Here is a 20,587-nt window from a genome sequence, read left to right as displayed (position 1 = left end):
AATCCCATCGGCACGTTCTGGTCGGTCGTGATGCTGCTCGAACACCTCGGCGAGCACGAGGCCGCCGCGCACGTGATGCAGGCCATCGAAGCCGTGACGGCCAACTCCGCGCTGCATACGGGAGACCTGGGCGGCAAGGCAACCACCGCGCAGGTCACGGCGGCGGTTTGCGAACTCGTGGAAAAAGCGGCCGTCGCCGCCTGAGCACCGTCGCGACATCGACCTGGGCGCGACTCAAAACAAAACCGCGCGCCCGGGGCTTCCCTCACAGGAGGAGACAAATGAATTCGGATACCGAAGCAATCGTCACGCGCAAACTCATGTGGCGCATCATCCCGTTCGTCATGCTGCTCTATTTCGTGAGCTTTCTCGACCGGGTCAACGTGGGCTTCGCGGCGATGACGATGAACAAGGCCATCGGCCTTTCGCCCACGGCGTTCGGCCTTGGCGGCGGCCTCTTCTTCATCGGCTACTTTCTCTTCGAGGTGCCCTCCAACCTCATCTTGCACCGCGTGGGCGCACGCATCTGGATTGCGCGCGTGATGGTGACGTGGGGCATCGTTTCCGCCGCATCGGCGTTCGTGAGCGGCCCCAACAGCTTCTACGCGCTGCGCTTCTTGCTGGGCGTGGCCGAGGCGGGCTTCTTCCCCGGCATCATCCTGTACCTGAGCCTGTGGTTCCCCACGAAACAGCGCGCCGTGGCGGCGGCCTGGTTCATGGCGGCCGCGCCGATTTCCACGGCGCTGGGCTCGCCGATCTCCGGCGCGCTCATGCAGTTGCCGCCAATGTTCGGCCTCGCCAACTGGCAACTGCTTTATGTGATCGAAGCGGTGCCGGCCGTGCTGCTGGGTTTCGTGGTCCTGAAGGTACTCACCGATGCGCCCGCCAAGGCGCGCTGGCTGAGCCCGCAGGAACGCGACTGGCTCGTCGCGAAGCTCAGCGACGAAGCCAGATCGCGCGAAAGTCACGCGGGCCATACGGCGGGCGCGCTGAGCGCACTGCGCGACCCGCGCGTGCTGGCGCTCGCGCTGATCTACTTCGGCACTTCGGCCGGACTGTACACGCTGGGGCTGTGGGCGCCGCTCATCATCCGCCAGTACGGCTTCAGCTCGCTGGAAACGGGCCTGCTCAACGCCATTCCGAGCGTCGTGGCGGTCATCGCCATGATCCTCTGGGCGCGGCATTCCGACCGCACCGCCGAGCGCACCTGGCATGTGGTGATTCCCTGCGTGCTCGCCTGCGTGGGCTTCGTGTTCGCGGGCCAGGCCAGCACCGCGCTGATGATCGTGCTCGCGCTCGTGGTGGTGAATATCGGCATCAGCGCGGCGAAGGCGCCGCTTTGGGCGATGCCGAGCATGTTCCTCTCCGGCGCGGGAGCGGCCGCGGGCATCGCGATGATCAACTCGATCGGCAATCTCGGCGGCTTCGTCGGCCCGGTCGTAATCGGGTGGTTGAAGACCCGCACAGGCGGTTACGCCGCCGGACTGTACGTGGTGGGCGCAACGCTGGCGGTTTCCGCCGTGGTGACGCTGATGTTGAGCCGCAAGGCGAATGAGCCGGTGATCGGGCAGGTCAGGCACGATCATTGAGGTGGGAGGCTCGCGCCTGCCCGGTGAGCCGCTCGGCCGCCGGGCGCGCGAGCATCTGTGCAACCCCGATCGCCGCCAGGGTGGCGTTGATGCATGGCCGGGAAGCGTAACCAGCGCGCGGCGCGCACTTACCGCACCCACTCCGGCGAACCTTTCTCCCGCATGCACTCTGTGCGCTAGCGCACGGAGCGATCCGCGCGCCGCCCCTATGCTCGCCGGGTGCCCGAAACCCGGTTCGTTCCGCCATACGGAATCGCCAGTGCGCAGCCAAGCCATCCACTATGCCTTGCTTCTCGCCTGCGGGTGCCCGCCAGCCATCGATGCGCACGCCGCCGATGCAATCGGCATCGTCAAGACGCTCAAAGGCGCGGTGCATGTCGAGCGAGCCGGTCAGCCCGTGGGCGTCGGCATCGGCAGCGAGGTGTTTGGCAGCGATCGCGTCGTAACCGGCCCCGCGTCCTCCGTGGGGATCACGCTGCGCGACAACACGCTGCTTTCCGAGGGCGCCAATTCCGTGCTCGACCTCAACAAGTTTGCTTTCAACACCACCACCTACGAGGGCGCGCTCGACGTGAGCATCCGGCGCGGCTCGCTCGCCGTGGTCGATGGCAAGCTTGCGAAGGCCAATCCGGAAGCCGTGCGCTACAGCACGCCCACCACCACGCTCGGCGTACGCGGCACGGAATTCATCATCGAGGTGGGCGGCAGCGGGGAGACCGATCATTGAAAACGGCGCATCGCACACCACGGCTGCCCGTTAGCGCGGCGTTCGCAATGCTGCTATGCCTCGCCGGGTGCGGCACGCCCGACAAGATCACGCTGCTGCCGAACCCTGACGGCAGCGTCGGCAACGTGATCGTGCATAGCAGCGGCAAAACGCAGGTGATCGACACCGCCTACACACGCGCCGATGTTTCGAAGGGCGGCGCCATCGAGCAGACGAAGGACAACAAGGCCGCCGTGCAGGCGAATTACGGCGACCTGCTGGCCGCCCAGCCGCCGCGCCCCAGAACCTTCACGATCAACTTCGTGTTCGACTCCGCCACGCAACTCGCGCCCGAGTCCGCCGCCACGGTGGCCGAACTGAAGAAAGTACTCGCGACGTGGCCCGCCCCGCATCTCACCGTGGTCGGCCACACCGACCTCGCGGGCGCGCAGGACTTCAACGACCAACTCTCGCTGCGCCGCGCGCAGAGCGTGGCGTCGTTCCTCGTCAAGTCGGGCATCCCGGCCAGGCAGATCGAAATCGCCGGCCGCGGCAAGCGCGAGCCGCTCGTGCACACCGCGGACGGCGTGCCGAACCAGGCCAACCGCCGCGCGGTCATCACCATTCAGTGATTCTCACTGAATAGCGGCGCGCGCCCCTCGCCCCCTGCCGCCATGAAACGCTACCGCGATTCGTTCATCGCCTTCATGAAGCGCACGATGCGGGCGTACCGAGGCCGCCCCTGGGCGGTTGGCGTGCTCGTCGGGCTGCTCCTCATCGATCTTTGCAGCCAGTGGCCCGGCAACGTCGCCCGCCCCGCCTTTCTCGAGACGCTCAACGAACTGCTGCCCGACACCTTCGGCTCGGCCCGTCAGTTGCTGTTCGATCACTATCAACGCCGCTTTCCGCGCATACCCGCCACGCAGCCGGTGACCATCGTCGCGATCGACGACAGGACGCTCGAAGCCGTGGGCCAATGGCCCTGGCCGCGCAACCGGTTGGCGCACCTCGTCGATGCGATCGCCGCCGCCAGGCCGCTGGCAATCGGTCTCGACATCTACATGCCGGAGCCCGATCAAACCTCGCCCGGCATGGTAGCCGACAACCTCCCCGACGCCGAGGCGGCGCTCGCCACCCAGTTGCGCGCGCTGCCCAGCCATGAACGGATACTCGCCACATCGCTGCGCGCCGCGCCTTCCATACTCGGCGCGGCCGCTTTCGATCACGCGACGTCCACGACCCGCACCGACATGCTGAGCGCCCCCGTGCTCGTGCACGGCGGCGGCGCGCTCGACAATGTGCGCCGCTTCCAGTACGTGCTCGCGAGCCTGCCCGAGTTGCAGGGCGCGGCCCACGGCCAGGCCATGCTCAACGTGGCGCAGGAACAGGGCACGGTGCGGCGCATTCCACTCGTGCTCGGGCTTGGCGACAAGATCGTGCCGAGCCTGCCGATCGAGATGCTGCGCGTGGCCACCGACTCGCCCGCGATCGAGGTGTTCTCGAAGCCCTCCGGCGTGCAGGCAGTGGGCGTGGCCGACGTGCGTGTGCCGACGCAGCCCGACGGCGACATCTGGCTGCATTTCGCCTCCATCGCGCAAACGCAGCACCGCTATGTTTCCGCAAGCGACGTTCTGCTGGGCAAAGTCGATCCGGCGCGTATGCGCAACAAACTGGTTCTGGTGGGCCTCACCGGCACGGGCCTGACCGACATGCGCACCACCGCGCTGGGTGAACTCGTGCCCGGCATCGAGATTCAGGCCCAGGTGATCGAAACGATTTTCGAAGGCCGCTTCCTGCGCCGCCCGGCCTGGCTGATCTGGGCCGAAACGGGTTTCATCATGTCGTTCGGCCTGCTGTTGATCTGGTATGTGCCGCGCACCGACTCGCGCCTCGCCGTGTTCATGAGAACCGTGCCCAAGGCCTCGACGATCGTCGGGCTCGCGCTCAACTTGCTGACGCTGGCGGTATGCTTCGCCGTCTTCCAGTATTTCGGATTCCTTGTCGATGCTGCGTCGATCTTCATCATTCTCTCCGCGGTCATGGGCAGTTTCTTCACGATTTCGATCATGGAGACCGACAAGCCCGACAAGCCGGAGACAGCGCGCCTGCCGCGCACGCCAACGCGCTCGCCAACGGACACGGCTTGACCAGCAGGCTCCGAGGCCATCGGTCGGCACCGCGCCGCGTCCACGAGGGGCACAGTGCTACATTACGGTCCGGACCGCAGGAAAACACAGCCGCAATGCCGCGCAGGGAGCCCCATGACGCCATCGGAACAAATCGACCAGCTAATCGCAGAACTCACGGACTGGCGCGGCGAGACATTCGCCGCCGTGCGCCAGGCCATCCTCGAAGCCGACGCGCAGATCGTCGAGGAATGGAAATACATGGGCAGCCCCGTGTGGTATCGCGACGGCATGATCGCCGTCGCCAATGCGCATAAGGGCAAGGTCAAGCTCACCTTCGCCAATGGCGCGCGTCTCGCCGATCCCGCAAAGCTCTTCAACGCCGGACTGGAAGGCAACGCGCGGCGGGCCATCGATTATCTCGAAGGCGACAAGGTCGACAAACGCGCGTTGAAAACGCTCGTGCGCGCCGCCATCGACTTCAACCAGGCCAAGGCGAAGAAATAAACGCCGGCTACGCTGCGCGCGTCTCAGCGCTTTGACGCATAGCACGCCGTAATTGCCGCGTGCACCTTGACGATGGCCGCGTCACGCATCGAACTGCTGCGCCAGCCCAGCTCAACCGGATAGCGCGGCAGATCGATCGGACACGCCAGCAGCTTCAGCCCCGTCACACGCGCGATTTCGACGGCAGCGTGGCGCGGAATCGTCGCGACGCTGCGCGCGCCCCGGAGCAGAAACGGCAACGCGGCGAAATGCGTGGTGGAAGCCACCACGTTGCGCTTGAAGCCGCGCGCCGCGAGCCCTTCGTCGACGATCCCGACCACGCCGCCCGACGACACGAGGATGTGCCCGCGCGCCACATAGTCGTCGAGCGTGAGCCTGCGCGGCGCGCGCGGGCCGTCGTCCACGAGGCAGGCATAGCTGCCCTCGCCCAGCACTTTGTGGCTCAGCCCGCGCGAGGCGAAGCCGCCCGCCGCGACCGCGAGATCCATCTCCTGGTTGGCGAGCGCATCGCTCACGATCTGGCTGTGCGTCTGCCGGAAAATGATGCGCAGGCCCGGCGCGCTCGTGGCCACCGTTTCGATGATGCGCCGCCCGATGGCCAGTTCGAAGTCGTCGGACAAGCCGATCGAGACCGCTCGCCCGTGGAATGTGGTCGCGTCGGGCGAGGCGATCGCGAGGCTTTGGCGGCATCGGTCGAGCGCTTCGCTGATCACGGGCTTGAGTTCCTGCGCGCGCGAGGTGGGCGCGAGTCCGCGCCCGGTGCGCACGAACAGCGTGTCGGCGTAGAGCGCGCGCAAGCGCCTGAGCGCGGCGCTCACGGCCGACTGCGTCATGTTCAGCCGAATCGCGGCGCGGCTCGCGCCGCCCTCTTCGAACAACGCTTCGAATATCTTCAGCAGATTCAGGTCCACGCCCGCGATATCAAATCGGTTCATATCACATAGTATCGATATACGTTTTCGCGATTTTATCGCCGTGGAACTATTCGAAGCGTTCACCCCACCGGAGCAGTCCACCATGGCCAAATCGAAAGTCGCTGCACTACAGATCGGTTCATCCGCCGCCGGCAAAGCCGCCACGCTCGAGCACATCCTCTCCTTCGAAACGCAGATCCGCGCCTCGGGCGCGACGCTCGTGGTGCTGCCCGAGGCGCTGCTCGGCGGCTACCCGAAGGGCGAGATCTTCGGCACGCGGCTCGGCTACCGCCTGCCCGAAGGGCGCGAGGCGTTCGCGCGCTACTACGGCAACGCGATCGACGTGCCGGGTGCGGAAACCGAAGCGCTCGCCGATTTCTCCACGCGCTGCGGCGCGTCGCTCGTGATCGGCGTGATCGAGCGCGACGGTAGCACGCTCTTTTGCACGGCGCTGTTCTTCAATCCCGGCGAGGGGCTCGTCGCGAAGCACCGCAAGCTGATGCCCACGGGCACCGAGCGCCTCATCTGGGGCCAGGGCGACGGCTCGACGCTGCCCACGGTGCGCACGGGAGCGGGCGTGGCGGGCGCGGCGATCTGCTGGGAGAACCACATGCCGTTGCTGCGCACGGCCATGTACGCGAAGGGCGTGCAGATCTGGTGCGCGCCCACCGTCGACGAGCGCGAGATCTGGCAATGCTCGATGCGCCATATCGCGCACGAGGGGCGCTGCTTCGTGATCAGCGCATGCCAGGTGCAGCCTTCGCCCGCCGCGCTCGGCATCGACGTGCCGCACTGGGACGAGAACCGCCCGCTCATCAACGGCGGCAGCCTGATCGTCGGGCCGCTCGGCGAGGTGCTGGCCGGCCCATTGCGCGGCGAAACAGGCCTCATCGTCGCGGAAATCGACACGGAGGAACTCACGCGCGCCCGCTACGACTTCGACGTGGTCGGGCACTATGCGCGGCCCGATGTGTTCTCGCTTTCGGTCGACGAGCGGCGCAAACGCACCGTCAATTTCATCGTGGAGTAAGGGCGCGGCGTTACGCTGGAATTACGCCGAATACAGCCCTTCCGGGCCGTTGCGCAACGTGCGCGCCAGCACCTCCAGGCCTTCGCGCAGCGCCTCGTGGCTGCGCGCGCCGCCCAGGCTCAAGCGCACGGCATGCGGGGCCGAGCCGCGCCCGATCACGAAACTGTCCGCCGTTTTCACGAGCACGCCGGCCTGGCGCAAGGCCGCCGAGAATTCGGCGGCGCGCCACGGCTCCGCGAGCGGCAGCCACAGATGCGGACTCGCGGGATCGGTGCGATAGCGCCAGCCCGCCAGCACCTCGGCGGCAATCCCCTGGCGCAGGTCCACCTGCGCGCGCTGCTGCGCGATGAGCCGGTCGATCTCGCCGTTCACGATCCAGCGCGCCGCAATCTCCGCGGGGAGCGGCGAGGTCATCCAGCAATCGCTGCGGATCACCGCGAGTATCTTGCCCACCCAGTCCTGCGGCGCCTGCACATAGCCGATGCGCAGCCCCGGCGCGACCGCCTTCGAAAGACTGCTGATGACGATGCCATGCTCGGGCAGGCGCGCGGCGAGCGGCGCGGGCGGCGCGTCGAGCAACGCGGCGGGCACGAGGTCCTCGATCACGACGAGGTGATGGCGCACGGCGATCTCGGCGATCATCGCGCGCCGCGCTTCGGAGAGCGTCGCCGTGGTGGGGTTGTGCAGCGTCGGCACGCAAAAGAGCGCGCGCGGCGCGAGCAGGCCGCAGGCGCGTTCCAGGGCGGCCGGAACGATGCCTTCCTCGTCGATCTCGATCCCCACGAGGTTCAGCCGCAATTGCCGCGCGAGCGCGACGATGCCGGGGTAGCTCAATGCCTCGGCGAAAATCGTGTCGCCGGGTCGCAGCACGGCGCGCAATACACAGGCGAGGCCATGCTGCGCGCCCTGCGTGACGAGCACGCGCTCGGCCGCCGCCACGCAGCCCATGCGCGCGAGCCAGCGCGCGCCCGCCTCGCGGTGCGAGCGGCGGCCGCCTTCCGGCTGGTAAAGCAGCAGTTCGCCGGCCAGCCGTTCGTCGCCCGCGAGTTCGCGCAGCGTTTGCGTGAGCAGGAACGCTTCGTCGGTGGGCATCGGCACGTTCTGGCCGAGATCGATCAGGCGCGCGGCGGAGCCCGCAGCGGACACCGCGCCCATACCGGCCACCCCCGCCGTCGCCGCACCCGAGCGCTCCCACGCCTCGGACGCGGGCCGCGCGCGCTCGGCCATGCGTGCGCCGTCGGCATCGGGCTCGGCCACGTAGGTGCCGTCGCCCACGCGCGCCACGACCATCCCGCAACGCTCCAGCTCGCCATAGGCGCGGCTCACCGTGCCCGTCGTGACACTGAGCGTCTTCGCGAGCAGCCGGTGCGCGGGCAGTTTCTCGCCGGGCAGCATCTGGCCGCCGTGGATGGCCTGCGCGTAAGCGTGCGCGATCGCGCGGTACTTCGGTTCGCTGCTGCGTGAGAGCGAGGGCATCCAGCCGTTCATGGTGTTTTCCCGAGGGGACCTGGCGCGCCGCGGCACCGCGCGACGGCTGCGCCATTATCGCGCCCAATTCGCGGAAATGAAGGCTGTCATTTACTTCAATTGACTTCATTGAGTGCGTGGAATTGACCCTCTAGGATGCCGTAACGCCTGCACAGGCCAAGGAGACAATCGCCCGCCCGAACGCGCACGTCACGAAATGTTGCGCGCACCGGCCGGCAACACACGCGCCATGACGAACCGCATCGCCCGCATCACCGTCAGCCAGCATCGCCTGCCGCTCGACCCGCCCTTTCCCGCCTCGTGGGACAGCCGCCCCCGGCGCGCCTTTCCGGCCACGATCGTGCGCGTGGAGGACGACGAGGGCCGCGTGGGCGTGGGTTCCGGCGACGCCATGTACGGCTTCGACGATTACCGCGATCTGTTCATCGGCGCGGACCCGCTCGATCTCGCACGTCATAGCGCGGTGCTGGAAAACCTGAGCTTCCATGCGGGCCGCCTCTGGCCGCTCGACGTCGCGCTCTGGGACCTCGCGGGCAAGATTCGCGGCGAGCCATGCTGGCAAATGGCCGGCGGCCGCGCGAAACGCGTGCGCGCCTATGCGTCCTCCGGCGTGCATCGCTCGCTCGACGGCATGGCGCGCTGGGCCGAGCAAGCCGTGGCGCGCGGCTTTCCCGCGCTCAAGCTGCGCTTCGGCCGCCCGACGCTCGCCGACGACATCGCCGCACTCGCGGCCGTGCGCGAAGCGGCTGGCGAGAAGATCGAACTGATGGTGGATTGCAACCAGGGCTGGCGCATGCCGTGGGACACCCAGGCGCCGTGGCGCGCCGACGAGGCGCTTGCCGTGATTCGCCGGATCGAGCCATACCGCGTGTACTGGGTGGAAGAACCGCTGCATCGCGGCGACTACGCGGGCCACGCCCAGTTGCGCAAGCAAACCGGTGTGCTGATCGCCGGCGGCGAGATGACGCGCGACGCCCACGAGTTTGCCGCGCTGCTCGCGCACGATTGCCTCGACGTTTATCAACCCGACGTGGTCTGCACGCTCGGCATGGAGGGCGCGCGGCGCATCGCCGCGCAAATCGGGTTGCACGGCAAGGTGTTCACGCCGCACACGTGGGGCAACGGCATCGGCCTCGCGGCGAATCTGCATGTCGTGGCGGGCGCCGGGCATGCGCCGTTCGTCGAGTTCCCCTACGACCCGCCCGAATGGACGCCCGAGCGGCGCGATTTCCCGCTCAGGCACGTGATCGACGTCGATTCGCAAGGCTGGATCGAACTGAGCGATGCGCCGGGCCTTGGGATCGAGCTGGACGAAGCCGCGCTCGCGGCAACGCGCGCGCACGACAGCCGCTACGACTGAAGCACCGCAGTGCTGGCTTGAGGTTCGACCGTTCGCGCGCGTCAAGCCATCTCATATATGAAGCATTCCGAATCATTTCAATAAAATGGAGACATGCAATGAAACGCTTGACGTCCCTGATACGCGCGGCCTGCCTCGCCGCACCGCTCGCGCTCGCCGCGTTGCCGGCCCACGCCGCGGGCACCTGGTGCAGCAGCGGCAAGCCCGTGCACTTTGCCGGCATCACGTGGGAAAGCGGCAACTTCACGAGCGAAGTGCTGCGCTACATCCTCAAGAACGGCTATAGCTGCCCGGCCGACACCGTGCCCGGCAGCACGGCGGCCACGGAAACCGCGCTCTCGCGCAACGACCTCCAGGTGTGGGCCGAGCAATGGACGGGGCGCTCGGAGATCATCGCGGGCGCGGTGAAGGCGGGCACGGTAACGCTCGTGGGCGACACGCTGCCGGGCGGCACGCGCGAAGGCTGGTACGTGCCCGACTATGTGGTGCACGGCGACGCGAAACGCGGCATCAAGGCAAGCGCGCCCGACCTCCAGTCTGTGAGCGATTTGCCCAAATACAAACAGTTGTTCGTCGACGACGAAGAACCCGATCGCGGCCGCTTCCTGAACTGTCCTTCGGGCTGGGACTGCGAACGCGTGAACACGCGCTTGCTCAAGCTGCTCAAGCTCGACGACGCCTATACGAATTTCCGCCCCGGCACAGGCGCGGCGCTCGACGCGGCGATCTCCTCGGCCTACGCGCGCGGCAAGCCGATTCTCACCTACTACTGGGAACCCGCGGCACTGATGGCCAAGTACAAGTTCGTCCAGCTCAAGATGCCGCCGTTCAACGAAGCGTGCTGGAAGACGCTGCGCGAAGCGAACAGCACGCAGCAGTGCGCCTCGTCGTATCTGGTCTCGCATCTGAAGATCGGCGTGTCGACGCCCTTTTATCAGGCCGAGCCCGACGTCATGGCGTTCTTCTCGAAGGTGAGCTTTCCCATCGACTTCCTGAACACGACGATTCTCGACATGACCGAGCATAAGGTCGACGCGCAAACCGAAGCGCAAAAGTTCCTCAAGCAGCACCCCGAGATGTGGAAGCCCTGGGTGCCCGCCGACGTGGCGGCGAAAGTGCAGAAGTCGCTCGGCGCATAACGCGGCCCTCCGGGCAGACCAACCAGAACGCGGAGCCGCGCAAGACGGCTCCATGATAAGGAGACTTAAGTGAAAAAGAAGATTCTCGCGGCGATGCCGCTGACGCTGACACTGGCGCTGGCGGCGACGGGCGCGCACGCGCAAAGCAGCGTGACGCTGTACGGCATCATCGACCTTGGCGTGGACTACGCCAATAATGTGGCAAGCGGCGCAAACGGCCAACTCGTGCCGGGCACGGGCAGCAAGCTCGTGCAGATGCAAAGCGGCGTGCCGGCGGGCAGCCGCTGGGGCCTGCGCGGCTCGGAGGATCTGGGCGGCGGCTACTCGGCGATCTTCCGGCTCGAAAGCGGCTTCAACGCCGCGACGGGGTCGCTCGGCGGCGGTCTTGCGTTTTCCCGCAACGCCTACGTGGGCCTGAAGTCCGACCGGTATGGCCAGGTCACGCTAGGCAAGCAGTGGGACGCCACGGTCGACCTGATCGAGCCATATTCGCTCAACGGCAATTACGGCGGCTGGTATTTCGCACACCCGAACGACATGGACAACCTGGACAACGGGTTCCCTGTCAACAACGCCATCAAGTACGTGAGCCCGGTGCTGGCCGGGTTCCAGTTCGAAGGCCACTATTCGTTCGGCGGCCAGGCGGGTCAATTCTCGAACAATGCCTCGTATAGCGCGGCGGCGGCGTACACGCTCGGGTCATTCAGCGCGGGGGTGGGCTACCTGCGCGTGAACAATCCGGCTACGGCGGTGGCCGGCTACGGCAGCGGCGGCGGCTTCGTGAACTCGGTGTACGGCGACGCGCTCGCCAACGCGCGCTATCAGGGCATTCTCTCCGCGGGCGCGTCGTACGTGATCGGCAGCCTGAAGTTCATGACGAACTATTCGAACGTGAACTTCTCGTCGGGCACGGGCAGCGGCGACCTGCATTTCCAGAACTACGAAGTGGCGGGCACGTATGCTGTGACGCCTGCCTTCACCGTGGGCGCGGGCTACACCTTCACGATGGGCCAGGATCACGCAAGCGACACGTCGCCCAAGTACCACCAGGTCAACCTGATCGGCCAGTACGCGCTATCGAAACGCACGTCGCTCTACGCGATGGGCGTGTACCAGCACGCGGCGGGCGCGGCGGAAAACGCACAGATCACGGGCTTCAACCCGTCGAGCACCGACAACCAGGTGGTCGGCCGTGTGGGCATCACGCACGCGTTCTGACGTTTTCACGTAGTCCTTATCATGGAAGCAGCGCCGGCGCGAGCCGGCGCTCATGCATCGCGAGGCTTGCATGCGCCGCCTACCCTCCCTATCGGCCCTGCGCTCCTTCGAGGAGGCGAGCCGCACCCTCAGCTTCACCAGGGCCGCGCAGAACCTGCACGTGACCCAGGGGGCAATCAGCCGCCAGATTCGCCTGCTCGAAGACTATCTCGGCACGCCGCTCTTCATGCGGCATCATCACCGGCTCGAAATCACGGCGGCGGGCAAGCGCCTGCTGCCCACGCTACAGGCCGCGTTCGACAGCATCGCCCACACGCTCGACACGATTCGCGCCGACCCTTCCAACAGCCTCCTGAGCCTGAACGCCGCGCCCACGCTCGCCACGCGCTGGCTTACGCCGCGCCTGCGCGACTTCCAGGCGCGCCATCCCGACCTGCGCATTTCCATCACGAACGAATACGGTGCGCTGCACGGCACCGAGCGCAACGAGGATTGCCAGATCCGCTTTGGCATGGAACCGCTGCCGGGCGGCCAAAGCACGCTGCTCATGCGCGAGCGCCACGTGCTGGTTGGCTCGGCGCATGTGTTCGACGCTCCGCCCGCCGACGAAAGCGCGCTGCGCGACCTGCTCGCACAGCATCCGTGGCTGTATATCCTCGATATCGACCGGCGGCTGCTGGTGTGGGAAGCCTGGCTCGAAGCCGCCGCGCTGACCGTGCAGATGGCGCCGCGCGGGGAGCTGGAGTTCAGCACGCTCGATCAGGTGATTCATGCCGCGGTGGCGGGGCTCGGCATTGCCGTTGCCGACCGCCACATGATCGAGCCCGAACTGCGCAACGGCACGCTCGTGCAACTGAGCCCGGTTGAGGTGGTGGGCCCCTCGGGCTACTGGCTCGACGTGCGGCCCGAAGTGCAGGACACGGTGCGCGTGCGCAACTTCAGCAGTTGGCTCGTCGAGCATCACGCGGCGCGCGATTGATGCGCGGTCAGCCATGCGCTTGACGTGCGATCGGCGCACGATCAAGCGCAAGCCGCGTTACTGGTCGTCGATCGGCGGTCCGGGCGGCCCGCCATAAACGCGCCGGGCGGGCCCCGCCGCGCCTTGCGCCGCAATGGAGCGCGAGAGCAATTCCCGCGCGTCGCTGCTCGACGCATCGACCGTCAATGCATGTCCCGCGTTATGCCACGCGCACAACCACTGTTCCTGGCGCGCACAGAGTCGCGCATAGCCCAGCAGCGAGTCGCGCTCCTGCTCGCGCGAAGCCAGTTCGGACTGCATCTGCAAGGCGGCACCGTTGCCCGGTTGCGCCGCGAGCGCAGCCGTGAGGGATCGACGCGCAGGCCCGAGGTTGTTCTTGTCGAGGCTCGTACGCGCGCTCGCAAGATTCCTCGATACGTCGGCCGCGCGTGCGTTCGCACTGGCCTTCGCGGCGAACGCGCGTTGCTCGGCCGCGCTCTTGCGATCGGCGGCGATTTGCTGCGCGGTGGGCGCATGCGTCGTCTGCGCCGTAACGGTCGGCACCGGGGTCGCATGACGCGGTGGCTGCGGCACCTGCGCGGGCGCTGACGGCACATGCGCCACCATCGGCGCGGGTGGCGTCACCGGAACACGCGCAGGCGCTTGAGCCGCCAGAACGGGCGCGTGGTGCGTCGTCGGAGGCGGCGGCTTCGCGGCGTCCACCTTCGGCCCGAGCACGGCGCCTTCCACCACCTGAACGCCCGGTGTCGGCTCGCGCTCGACGCGATGCGAAATCAGATACGCAGCGACGAGGAAAGAGACGGACACCACCGTGCCGATCGCATAGAACGGCGTCCACGAGCGTTGCCCCACTCGCGATTCGTCTTGCGACGGGTAATCGCTGTAGCGCTGCGTTCCGTCAAAGACATCCGCCGCGCCGCTAAAGGCCTCGGCGCCGCCGAAGCTGAACGCGCCGGGGCGCCACTGCGCATGCTTTTCTTGCGCGAAGCCGTCGCCGATGCCTTGTGCGTTCGGCGGCTCGTACGCGGCGTACTCGCTCACCGGCGCAACGCGGTGACGGGCAGCCTGCTGTTTCGCGCCGCATTGGGGACAAATTATCAGCGGCGCATTGAAACTGGTCCCGCAGTATGGACACCCCCACGGACCAGCGATACCTCGGCCAGGTTCGTTGAACATTGCAGGTATTGAAGCTCTAAGAGGACACGGTTCGCTGGCGCCCTTCGAACCCTTTGCGCAGCGGTTGACGAAGTAGCGCGTGCTTGACTATTGGGCGACTTATTCGATGCTGGATTTCGCGGATCGTTGGACGGACTTGAAAAAATTCACTTTGAATATGAGCCACTTCGCAGTGAAGATCAAGTCGTCGAATTCCGCCAGATGGCGGATCGAGACAGGGACGAAACCCATCTCTTGCCGCATGACGTGCGCCTCTTTCAAGGCGCTGGCGTGATGGCGGCGCAATGCGCGCGCCACGCGTTTGAATGATGCGACCCCACGCGATAACACTTTGATACAGGTGATACGTGTTGCAGTGGTGATTACGCGACGTCGCACAGGCGGGCCCTCGACGTTTCGCCGCGATGATTCGCCGTATCCATTCGATGATATTAGCAATGGCGGCGCGCTCGTCTTGCGCTCATCCCGCGTTCACTTTCTACGTTGCCTTGGCTTTTTTCTTCGTCGCGTTGCGCACTGGCTTCGCGCCCCCGGCCACGCTCGCGTTATCGGGCTCGATGCTGCGCGCCGTCTCGCGCAGGCAATCGAGAAAAAGCGCCACTGCCGGCGCGCTCTCGACCTCCTTGCGCCAGATGACGCCCACCGGCCCGAGCACGCTGCCAAGCGAGAGCGGCGCCATCCACAGCACGCCTTCGCGCACGAGTTCGAGCGCGCGCGAGCGCGGCTCCAGACCGAGCCGCTCACCGCCGCGCAGCAATGACAGATCCCCGAGATTCGTATTCGATTCGACGACGTCGACAGGCGAGCCGAGCCCGTGATCGGCGAGCACCGCGAGGAGGCGACGATGCATCGGCGCGCTCACCGGCGGCAGCACCCACGCGAGGCCGTCGAGATCGTGCCACGTCACGGCGCGCTTGCGCGCGAGCGCATGACCGGCCGCCGCGACGATCACGGGCGGGTCGTCGAACAGCGGGTCGAATGCGAGCGTCGCCTCGTCCACCATGTCCTTGGCGATGCGGCCGACCACCAGATCGAGACGTCCCGATTGCAATGCGGGCATGAGCTGATCGAGCGTGCCTTCGTGCAGTGCCACCGTCGTGGCACGCGCCTTCGCCTTGAAGCGCGCCGTGGCTTGCGGCACCAGCGCGGCGGCGGCAACCGCGAGAAAACCGACTTCGAGCCGCCCGCCAATGCCGCTCGCAATCGCCTCCAGTTCGTCGCCCGCGCGCTGGGCCTGCGCGAGCATGTCGCGCGCGTGGCGAATGAGGCTCGCCCCCGCGGGCGTCGGCCGGATGCGCCGCCCGTTGCGCTCGAACAGCGCGAGACCAATGCCACGCTCCAGGTCCGCGATCATCCGGGAAATGGCCGGCTGGGTGACGTGCAGCATCTCCGCGACCTTGCCCACCGTGGGCAGATCGGCCAGCGCCACCAGCAGATGCAGATGCCGGAGCTTCAATTGCCGGAACAGATATTGATCGACGGGACGCATGGATTTCGATAACGAAAGCGTTATGGGTCATCGATCATATCTCATTGGACGCTCATGAATTGAGCTGCGCAAAATAGTGCCCAATATCGCATCGGCCATCGCCGTCCCCCGCTGCATCCATGCATACCAACACACGCAGCGCCAACGAGGAGACCCGCAACATGACCATTCCCGCCCAGCACCGGCGCGCCATCGTCGCCGCCACCATCGGCAATGCCTTCGAGTGGTACGACTTCATCGTGTTCGGGTTTCTCTCCGTGGTGATCGCGCGCCAGTTCTTTCCGGCGACCGACCCGAGCGTCGCGACGCTGTTCGCCACGGCCACCTTCGCCAGCGCATTTCTCGTGCGGCCGCTCGGCGGCATCCTGCTCGGCATTTACGCGGACCGCGCCGGCCGCAAGGCCGCGCTTTCGCTCGTCATTCTGCTCATGACCGTTTCCTCGGCCATCATGGCGTTCACGCCGAGCTATGCGAGCATCGGCGTTGCCGCGCCCGTGCTGATCGTGTTCGCGCGGCTGCTGCAAGGACTGTCGGCGGGCGGCGAGTTCGGCAGTTCGACCTCCATGCTGATCGAGTACGCTCCGCGCATGCGGCGCGGTTATTACGGCAGCTGGCAGAACTTCGGGCAGTTTTGCGCGGCGGTCGTCGCGGCGGGCATGGGCGCGCTCGTCACGCGCGGCCTGCCCGCCGCCTCGCTCGACGCCTGGGGCTGGCGCCTTCCCTTTCTGTTCGGACTGCTGATCGGTCCGGTCGGCTTCTATATTCGCACGCGTCTGCACGAGGCGCCCGCCTACACGGCGGCAGCCAGGGAAGCCCAGCCGCGCGCAAGCGCCCTGCTGCGCGACCTCTGGGTCAACAACCGCGCTTCGCTCGTGATCGCGTTCGGCCTGACGGTGTTCGGCTCGGTCGCCCAATACGTGCTCAACGTCTATCTGCCGATCTATTCCGTGCAGCAACTCAAGCTGCGAGTGGACGCGCCATTCATCGTGCTGATGTTCACCGGCGCCGCACGCATGGCGCTGATTCCGCTGTTCGGCCTGCTTTCCGACCGCGTGGGCCGCAAACCCGTCATGGCCGTTTCGATGGTCGGCTATATCCTCACGCTCTATCCGCTGTTCGCGTGGCTGATTGCCGGGCCGAGCCTCGGGCGGCTGCTCGCCGTCGAAACCGTGTTCGCCGTCCTCATGGCCGCCGCGCTCGGGCCGGCGTCGACCGCGCTCGCCGAACTGTTCCCCACGCGCACGCGCGCCACGGGTCTGTCGATCTCGTACAACCTCGCCACCACGCTCTTTGGCGGCATCGCGCCGTTCGCCGTCGCCTGGCTCATCGGCGTCACCGGCAACAAGATGATGCCCGCGCTGTTCGTGACGACGGCAGCCGTGGTCGGCGTGCTCGCCTTGCTCGCCATGCCGGAAACCGCGCCGTGCGCGGGCGGCTCGCCCTACGACGACGCATTGAAGCCCGATGCGACCGCGCGCTGATCGCTCACGTTCCTCACGCCATATCAACACGGACTCCTGAATTTCCTGACATGACCCGCAACGTCCTGTTCATCATGTGCGACCAGTTGCGCGCAGATCATCTGTCGTGCTACGGCCACCCGTACCTGCGCACGCCCAACATCGACCTGCTCGCGCAGTGCGGCAACCGCTTTTCGAACGCCTTCGTGCAATCGGGCGTGTGCGGTCCCTCGCGCATGTCGTTCTACACGGGGCGTTATGTATCGAGTCACGGCGCGAGCTGGAACTGCGTGCCGCTGCCCGCGAGCGAAATGACGCTCGGCGCCTACCTCGCCGAGCAGCGCATGCGCCTCGCGTTGTGCGGCAAGAGCCACTTCTCCTCGGACCAGGCGACTTACCAGCGCCTTGGCATCGAGGGCGACAGCGAACTGGCCGCGCTGCTGCGCGAGGGCTATTTCACGCTGGTCGACCGCTACGACGGCCACCGCGCCGAGCCCGTGGGCAGCTATGCGCAGTACCTGCGCGCGCGCGGCTACGAGGGCGACGACCCGTGGAGCGACTACGTCATCTCGGCCATCGACGAGCAAGGCCAGGTTGTGAACGGCTGGCATATGCGGCACTCGTATCTGCCCGCCCGCGTGGCCGAGCAGGATTCGGAAACCGCATACACGACGAATCAGGCGATCGAATTCATCGAGAAGCACCGCGACGAGCCATGGGTTCTGCATCTCTCGTACGTCAAGCCGCACTGGCCTTACATGGCGCCCGCGCCGTATCACAACCGCTATACGGCGGACCAATGCCTTCCCGTCGTTCGGCATCCTGACGAACTGCGCGACGCGCACCCGGTAATCTCGGCCTACCGCCGCCAGGAGGAGAGCGTCAACTTCGCGCGCGCTGAGACAGTCCGTACCGTGCGCCCCGCGTATCAGGGGCTCATCAGCCAGCTCGACGACCATCTCGGCCGTCTGTGGGAGGCCCTGGACCGCGTGGATGGCTGGCGCGACACGCTCATCGTATTCACGTCCGATCACGGCGATTTTCTCGGCGACCACTGGCTGGGCGAAAAGGAGTTGTTCTACGACACCGTGCAGCGCGTGCCGTATCTGGTCTACGACCCGTCCGCGCAAGCCGACGCGCAGCGCGGCCAGGTGCGCGAGGAATTCGTCGAGGCCATCGACACCGTGCCGACGATCCTGGAGGCGCTCGGCCAGCCGCTCGCCACCGAGCGCCTGGAAGGCCGCTCGCTGCTCGCGCTCACGCGCGCGGCGGGCACGCCGGACCACTGGCGCGACGCGGTCTTCTCCGAACTCGACTATGCGTACCGCGAATCGCGTCTCTTGCTCGGCCGCGAGCCCGACGCGTGCCGCGCATGGATGGTGCGCACCGCGAAGTGGAAGTACATTCACTGGCAAGGTTTCGCGCCGCAGCTATTCGACCTCGAACGCGATCCGCAGGAACTGCGCGATTGCGCAGGCGACGCGGCCTCGGCGCCCGTGATCGACGCCATGCGTGCACGCCTGCTCGACTGGTTCTGCAATCGCCGCACGCGCACCACCGTCTCGCCCGCGTCCGTGGCGGCCGAAACGCACCGCGACCGGGAAGCCGGCGTTTTCTACGGCCTGTGGTAAAGCGGCGGCGGTGACAGGGTCGCGCGCGTGAGCCTATGATGGTGTTTTCGGCCACCGCGCGTCGCAGCTTCATGAACCGTTACCTGATCGCCATTGGCCTGTTGTGCGTGCTTGTCGGCCTGGCCTGGCGCTGGCTCGCGCGCATCCCGTTCGGCCGCCTGCCGGGCGACATTCATATCGTGCGCGACGGATTCAGCTTCCACTTTCCCGTGGTCACGTGCATCGTGATCTCGGTGGCGGTGTCGCTGCTATTCTGGCTGCTGCGGCGTTGAGCGCAGCCCTCCTCACGCCTTCAGCCTGTCCTTGTAGATGCGGCCGTCTTTCATGATCAGATGCAGGTTCTGATCCGGGTTGGCCAGCACCGACATGTCCTGAAGCGGGTCGGCCGCCACCACCAGCAGATCGGCATACGCCTCCTCTTCCAGCACGCCCAGCTTGTGCGGATACGGGTTGCGCTCGCCCGCCAGCGCCAGCAACTGCCCGTTCCCGCCGGTGGCCATGCGCAGTGATTCGGCAGCCGAATACCAGCGCGTCAGGTGCCCGAGCATCGTGCCCTGGCGCGTGGCGAGCACCTGCGAAAAGATCAGGTCCGTGCCGAACGCAACCTTGAGCCCGTGCTTGCGCGCGAGCTTGTACATGTTGTCCGTGCCGGTCGTGACTTCCAGAAACTTCTCCCGGCTCGAAGGCGGCAGCGGCGCGACATCTTCTTCGCTCGTGAAGGGTTGCGTGCTGAGCCACGTGCCGCTTTTCGCCATGGATTCGGCGGTACGATCGTCGATCAGGTGACCGTGCTCGACACATTGCGCGCCGGCGGCAAGCGAGCGCTTCACCGCTTCGGGCGTGTACGCGTGCACGAGCACATAGGTGCCCCAGTCAGCGGCCGTTTCGACGGCCGCGCGCAATTGCGGCTCCGTAAAGGTGAGCATGTCCAGCGGACTGCGCGGCGTGGAGACGCCGCCGCACCCGACGAGCTTGATCTGCGTGGCGCCCATCATGAACTGCTCGCGCACGCGCAGGCGGACTTCGTCCGCCGAATCGGCAATGGCGGCCGCGCCGGTCCGCTCCACCTCGCTGATCTGGCCTGACGTGCGCGGCACATCGGTCAGCAGCCGGAAGTCGCCGTGACCGCCGGTCGTCGTGATCATTGCGCCGGAGGGGTAAATGCGCGGACCGCTCAGCATGCCGGCGTCGATGGCCTGCTTGAGCGCAAAGGCGGGACCGCCCGCGTCGCGCACGGTCGTGAAGCCGCGCAGCAAGGTGCGCTGCGCCTCCGCGCCCGCCGCCAGATAAACGAAGCTCAGGTCGGCCTGCATGATGGTCTGAATAGGCAACGCGGCAAGCAGCGTGTGCCAGTGCACGTCGATGAGGCCCGGCATCATCACCTTGCCGCCGCAGTCGATCACGCGCTGACCGTCCGTCGCACCCGGCGTTCCGCGGCGCAACTGCGAAATACGGTTGCCGTCGACGACCATGAACATGCCGTCCTGCAACGCGCCCGACTTGCCGTCGAAGAGACGGAAGTTCGTCAACGTCGTGGGCTGCGCGCCAGGCGCGGCGGCGGCGGGTTGCTGCGCGAGGGCGAGTTCCGGCAGCACGGTGCAAAGCATCGACGCGCCCATGCCCGCCAGGAAGCCGCGGCGCGCGAGATCGGCGCCGATGCGGCGGTTCGCATAGTTCGCCAGCGCCTTGTCGCACAGGCAGGAATAAGCGGGGGCCAGTGTCCTGTCGCTACGTTTCGTTCTGGAAGCCATAGATCACCCGAGAAGTTGAGGCGC

Annotated in this window: 20 protein-coding genes; 15 read left to right on the top strand and 5 right to left on the bottom strand. The window is 66.8% G+C overall.

Going from position 1 to position 20,587, the window contains the following annotated elements:
* The 6 genes from C7401_RS22635 to C7401_RS22610 form a co-directional block, all read left to right on the top strand.
* Nucleotides 1–204: isocitrate/isopropylmalate family dehydrogenase (locus tag C7401_RS22635; protein ID WP_258397192.1), on the top strand; the 204-nt coding region annotated here is incomplete at its 5' end.
* 77 nt (nt 205–281) lie between these two features.
* Nucleotides 282–1,589 (top strand): MFS transporter, encoded by a 1,308-nt coding sequence (locus tag C7401_RS22630; protein ID WP_112173625.1) that lies wholly within the window; start codon nt 282–284, stop codon nt 1,587–1,589.
* Between the two features lie 259 nt (nt 1,590–1,848).
* Nucleotides 1,849–2,316 carry a FecR family protein gene (locus tag C7401_RS22625; protein ID WP_112173624.1) on the top strand — a complete coding sequence of 156 codons (468 nt, stop codon included), beginning with the start codon at nt 1,849–1,851 and terminating at the stop codon, nt 2,314–2,316.
* Nucleotides 2,317–2,363: 47 nt separating this feature from the next.
* Nucleotides 2,364–2,927: an OmpA family protein gene (locus C7401_RS22620; protein ID WP_112173623.1), complete on the top strand. Its 564-nt coding sequence runs from the start codon at nt 2,364–2,366 to the stop codon at nt 2,925–2,927.
* Between the two features lie 42 nt (nt 2,928–2,969).
* Nucleotides 2,970–4,442, top strand: coding sequence for a CHASE2 domain-containing protein (locus tag C7401_RS22615; RefSeq protein ID WP_112173622.1), 1,473 nt, complete (start codon nt 2,970–2,972; stop codon nt 4,440–4,442).
* A gap of 114 nt (nt 4,443–4,556) precedes the next feature.
* Nucleotides 4,557–4,928 carry a DUF1801 domain-containing protein gene (locus tag C7401_RS22610; protein ID WP_112173621.1) on the top strand — a complete coding sequence of 124 codons (372 nt, stop codon included), beginning with the start codon at nt 4,557–4,559 and terminating at the stop codon, nt 4,926–4,928.
* A gap of 23 nt (nt 4,929–4,951) precedes the next feature.
* Here C7401_RS22610 and C7401_RS22605 read toward each other — a convergent pair whose 3' ends face one another.
* Nucleotides 4,952–5,863 carry a LysR family transcriptional regulator gene (locus C7401_RS22605; protein ID WP_112173620.1) on the bottom strand — a complete coding sequence of 304 codons (912 nt, stop codon included), beginning with the start codon at nt 5,861–5,863 and terminating at the stop codon, nt 4,952–4,954.
* A gap of 82 nt (nt 5,864–5,945) precedes the next feature.
* Here C7401_RS22605 and C7401_RS22600 point away from each other — a divergent pair, with 82 nt between their 5' ends.
* The gene (locus tag C7401_RS22600) at nt 5,946–6,872 is read left to right on the top strand and encodes a carbon-nitrogen hydrolase family protein (RefSeq protein WP_112173619.1); all 927 of its coding nucleotides are present in this window, start codon (nt 5,946–5,948) and stop codon (nt 6,870–6,872) included.
* A 21-nt stretch (nt 6,873–6,893) separates the two neighbouring features.
* Here C7401_RS22600 and C7401_RS22595 read toward each other — a convergent pair whose 3' ends face one another.
* Nucleotides 6,894–8,360, bottom strand: a complete 1,467-nt coding sequence (locus C7401_RS22595; protein WP_112173618.1) for an aminotransferase-like domain-containing protein — start codon at nt 8,358–8,360, stop codon at nt 6,894–6,896.
* A gap of 229 nt (nt 8,361–8,589) precedes the next feature.
* Between C7401_RS22595 and C7401_RS22590 the strand changes: the two genes are divergently transcribed.
* The 4 genes from C7401_RS22590 to C7401_RS22575 all read left to right on the top strand — a co-directional run bounded on the left by C7401_RS22590 (nt 8,590) and on the right by C7401_RS22575 (nt 13,056).
* Nucleotides 8,590–9,720, top strand: coding sequence for a mandelate racemase/muconate lactonizing enzyme family protein (locus tag C7401_RS22590; RefSeq protein WP_258397191.1), 1,131 nt, complete (start codon nt 8,590–8,592; stop codon nt 9,718–9,720).
* A 98-nt stretch (nt 9,721–9,818) separates the two neighbouring features.
* Entirely contained in the window at nt 9,819–10,859 is a 1,041-nt protein-coding gene (locus C7401_RS22585) for an ABC transporter substrate-binding protein (protein ID WP_112173616.1), read from the top strand.
* A 93-nt stretch (nt 10,860–10,952) separates the two neighbouring features.
* On the top strand, nt 10,953–12,077 hold the full coding sequence (locus tag C7401_RS22580) for a porin (protein WP_112173647.1): 1,125 nt from the start codon (nt 10,953–10,955) through the stop codon (nt 12,075–12,077).
* Nucleotides 12,078–12,147: 70 nt separating this feature from the next.
* Nucleotides 12,148–13,056 (top strand): LysR substrate-binding domain-containing protein, encoded by a 909-nt coding sequence (locus C7401_RS22575; RefSeq protein ID WP_112173646.1) that lies wholly within the window; start codon nt 12,148–12,150, stop codon nt 13,054–13,056.
* A gap of 57 nt (nt 13,057–13,113) precedes the next feature.
* Here C7401_RS22575 and C7401_RS22570 read toward each other — a convergent pair whose 3' ends face one another.
* Nucleotides 13,114–14,097 (bottom strand): hypothetical protein, encoded by a 984-nt coding sequence (locus C7401_RS22570; protein WP_112173615.1) that lies wholly within the window; start codon nt 14,095–14,097, stop codon nt 13,114–13,116.
* Between the two features lie 261 nt (nt 14,098–14,358).
* Here C7401_RS22570 and C7401_RS44450 point away from each other — a divergent pair, with 261 nt between their 5' ends.
* Nucleotides 14,359–14,541, top strand: coding sequence for a hypothetical protein (locus tag C7401_RS44450; protein ID WP_146757971.1), 183 nt, complete (start codon nt 14,359–14,361; stop codon nt 14,539–14,541).
* Nucleotides 14,542–14,710: 169 nt separating this feature from the next.
* On the opposite strand, the gene C7401_RS22560 is transcribed toward C7401_RS44450, so the two are convergent.
* On the bottom strand, nt 14,711–15,721 hold the full coding sequence (locus C7401_RS22560) for a LysR family transcriptional regulator (RefSeq protein ID WP_112173613.1): 1,011 nt from the start codon (nt 15,719–15,721) through the stop codon (nt 14,711–14,713).
* Between the two features lie 161 nt (nt 15,722–15,882).
* Here C7401_RS22560 and C7401_RS22555 point away from each other — a divergent pair, with 161 nt between their 5' ends.
* The 3 genes from C7401_RS22555 (at nt 15,883) to C7401_RS22545 (ending at nt 19,084) form a co-directional block, all read left to right on the top strand.
* Nucleotides 15,883–17,202 carry an MFS transporter gene (locus C7401_RS22555; protein WP_112173645.1) on the top strand — a complete coding sequence of 440 codons (1,320 nt, stop codon included), beginning with the start codon at nt 15,883–15,885 and terminating at the stop codon, nt 17,200–17,202.
* Between the two features lie 50 nt (nt 17,203–17,252).
* Nucleotides 17,253–18,812: a sulfatase-like hydrolase/transferase gene (locus C7401_RS22550; RefSeq protein ID WP_112173612.1), complete on the top strand. Its 1,560-nt coding sequence runs from the start codon at nt 17,253–17,255 to the stop codon at nt 18,810–18,812.
* 71 nt (nt 18,813–18,883) lie between these two features.
* Nucleotides 18,884–19,084, top strand: a complete 201-nt coding sequence (locus tag C7401_RS22545) for a DUF2905 domain-containing protein (protein ID WP_112173644.1) — start codon at nt 18,884–18,886, stop codon at nt 19,082–19,084.
* Nucleotides 19,085–19,096: 12 nt separating this feature from the next.
* On the opposite strand, the gene C7401_RS22540 is transcribed toward C7401_RS22545, so the two are convergent.
* Entirely contained in the window at nt 19,097–20,563 is a 1,467-nt protein-coding gene (locus C7401_RS22540; protein ID WP_258397190.1) for a metal-dependent hydrolase family protein, read from the bottom strand.
* Between the last annotated feature and the right edge of the window lie 24 nt (nt 20,564–20,587).

Source organism: Paraburkholderia unamae, assembly GCF_003268775.1.
In the GTDB taxonomy this organism is placed as follows: Bacteria; Pseudomonadota; Gammaproteobacteria; order Burkholderiales; family Burkholderiaceae; genus Paraburkholderia; species Paraburkholderia unamae.
Note: the sequence above shows the minus strand (reverse complement) of the source record. Positions and strands in the feature narration are given on the sequence as shown.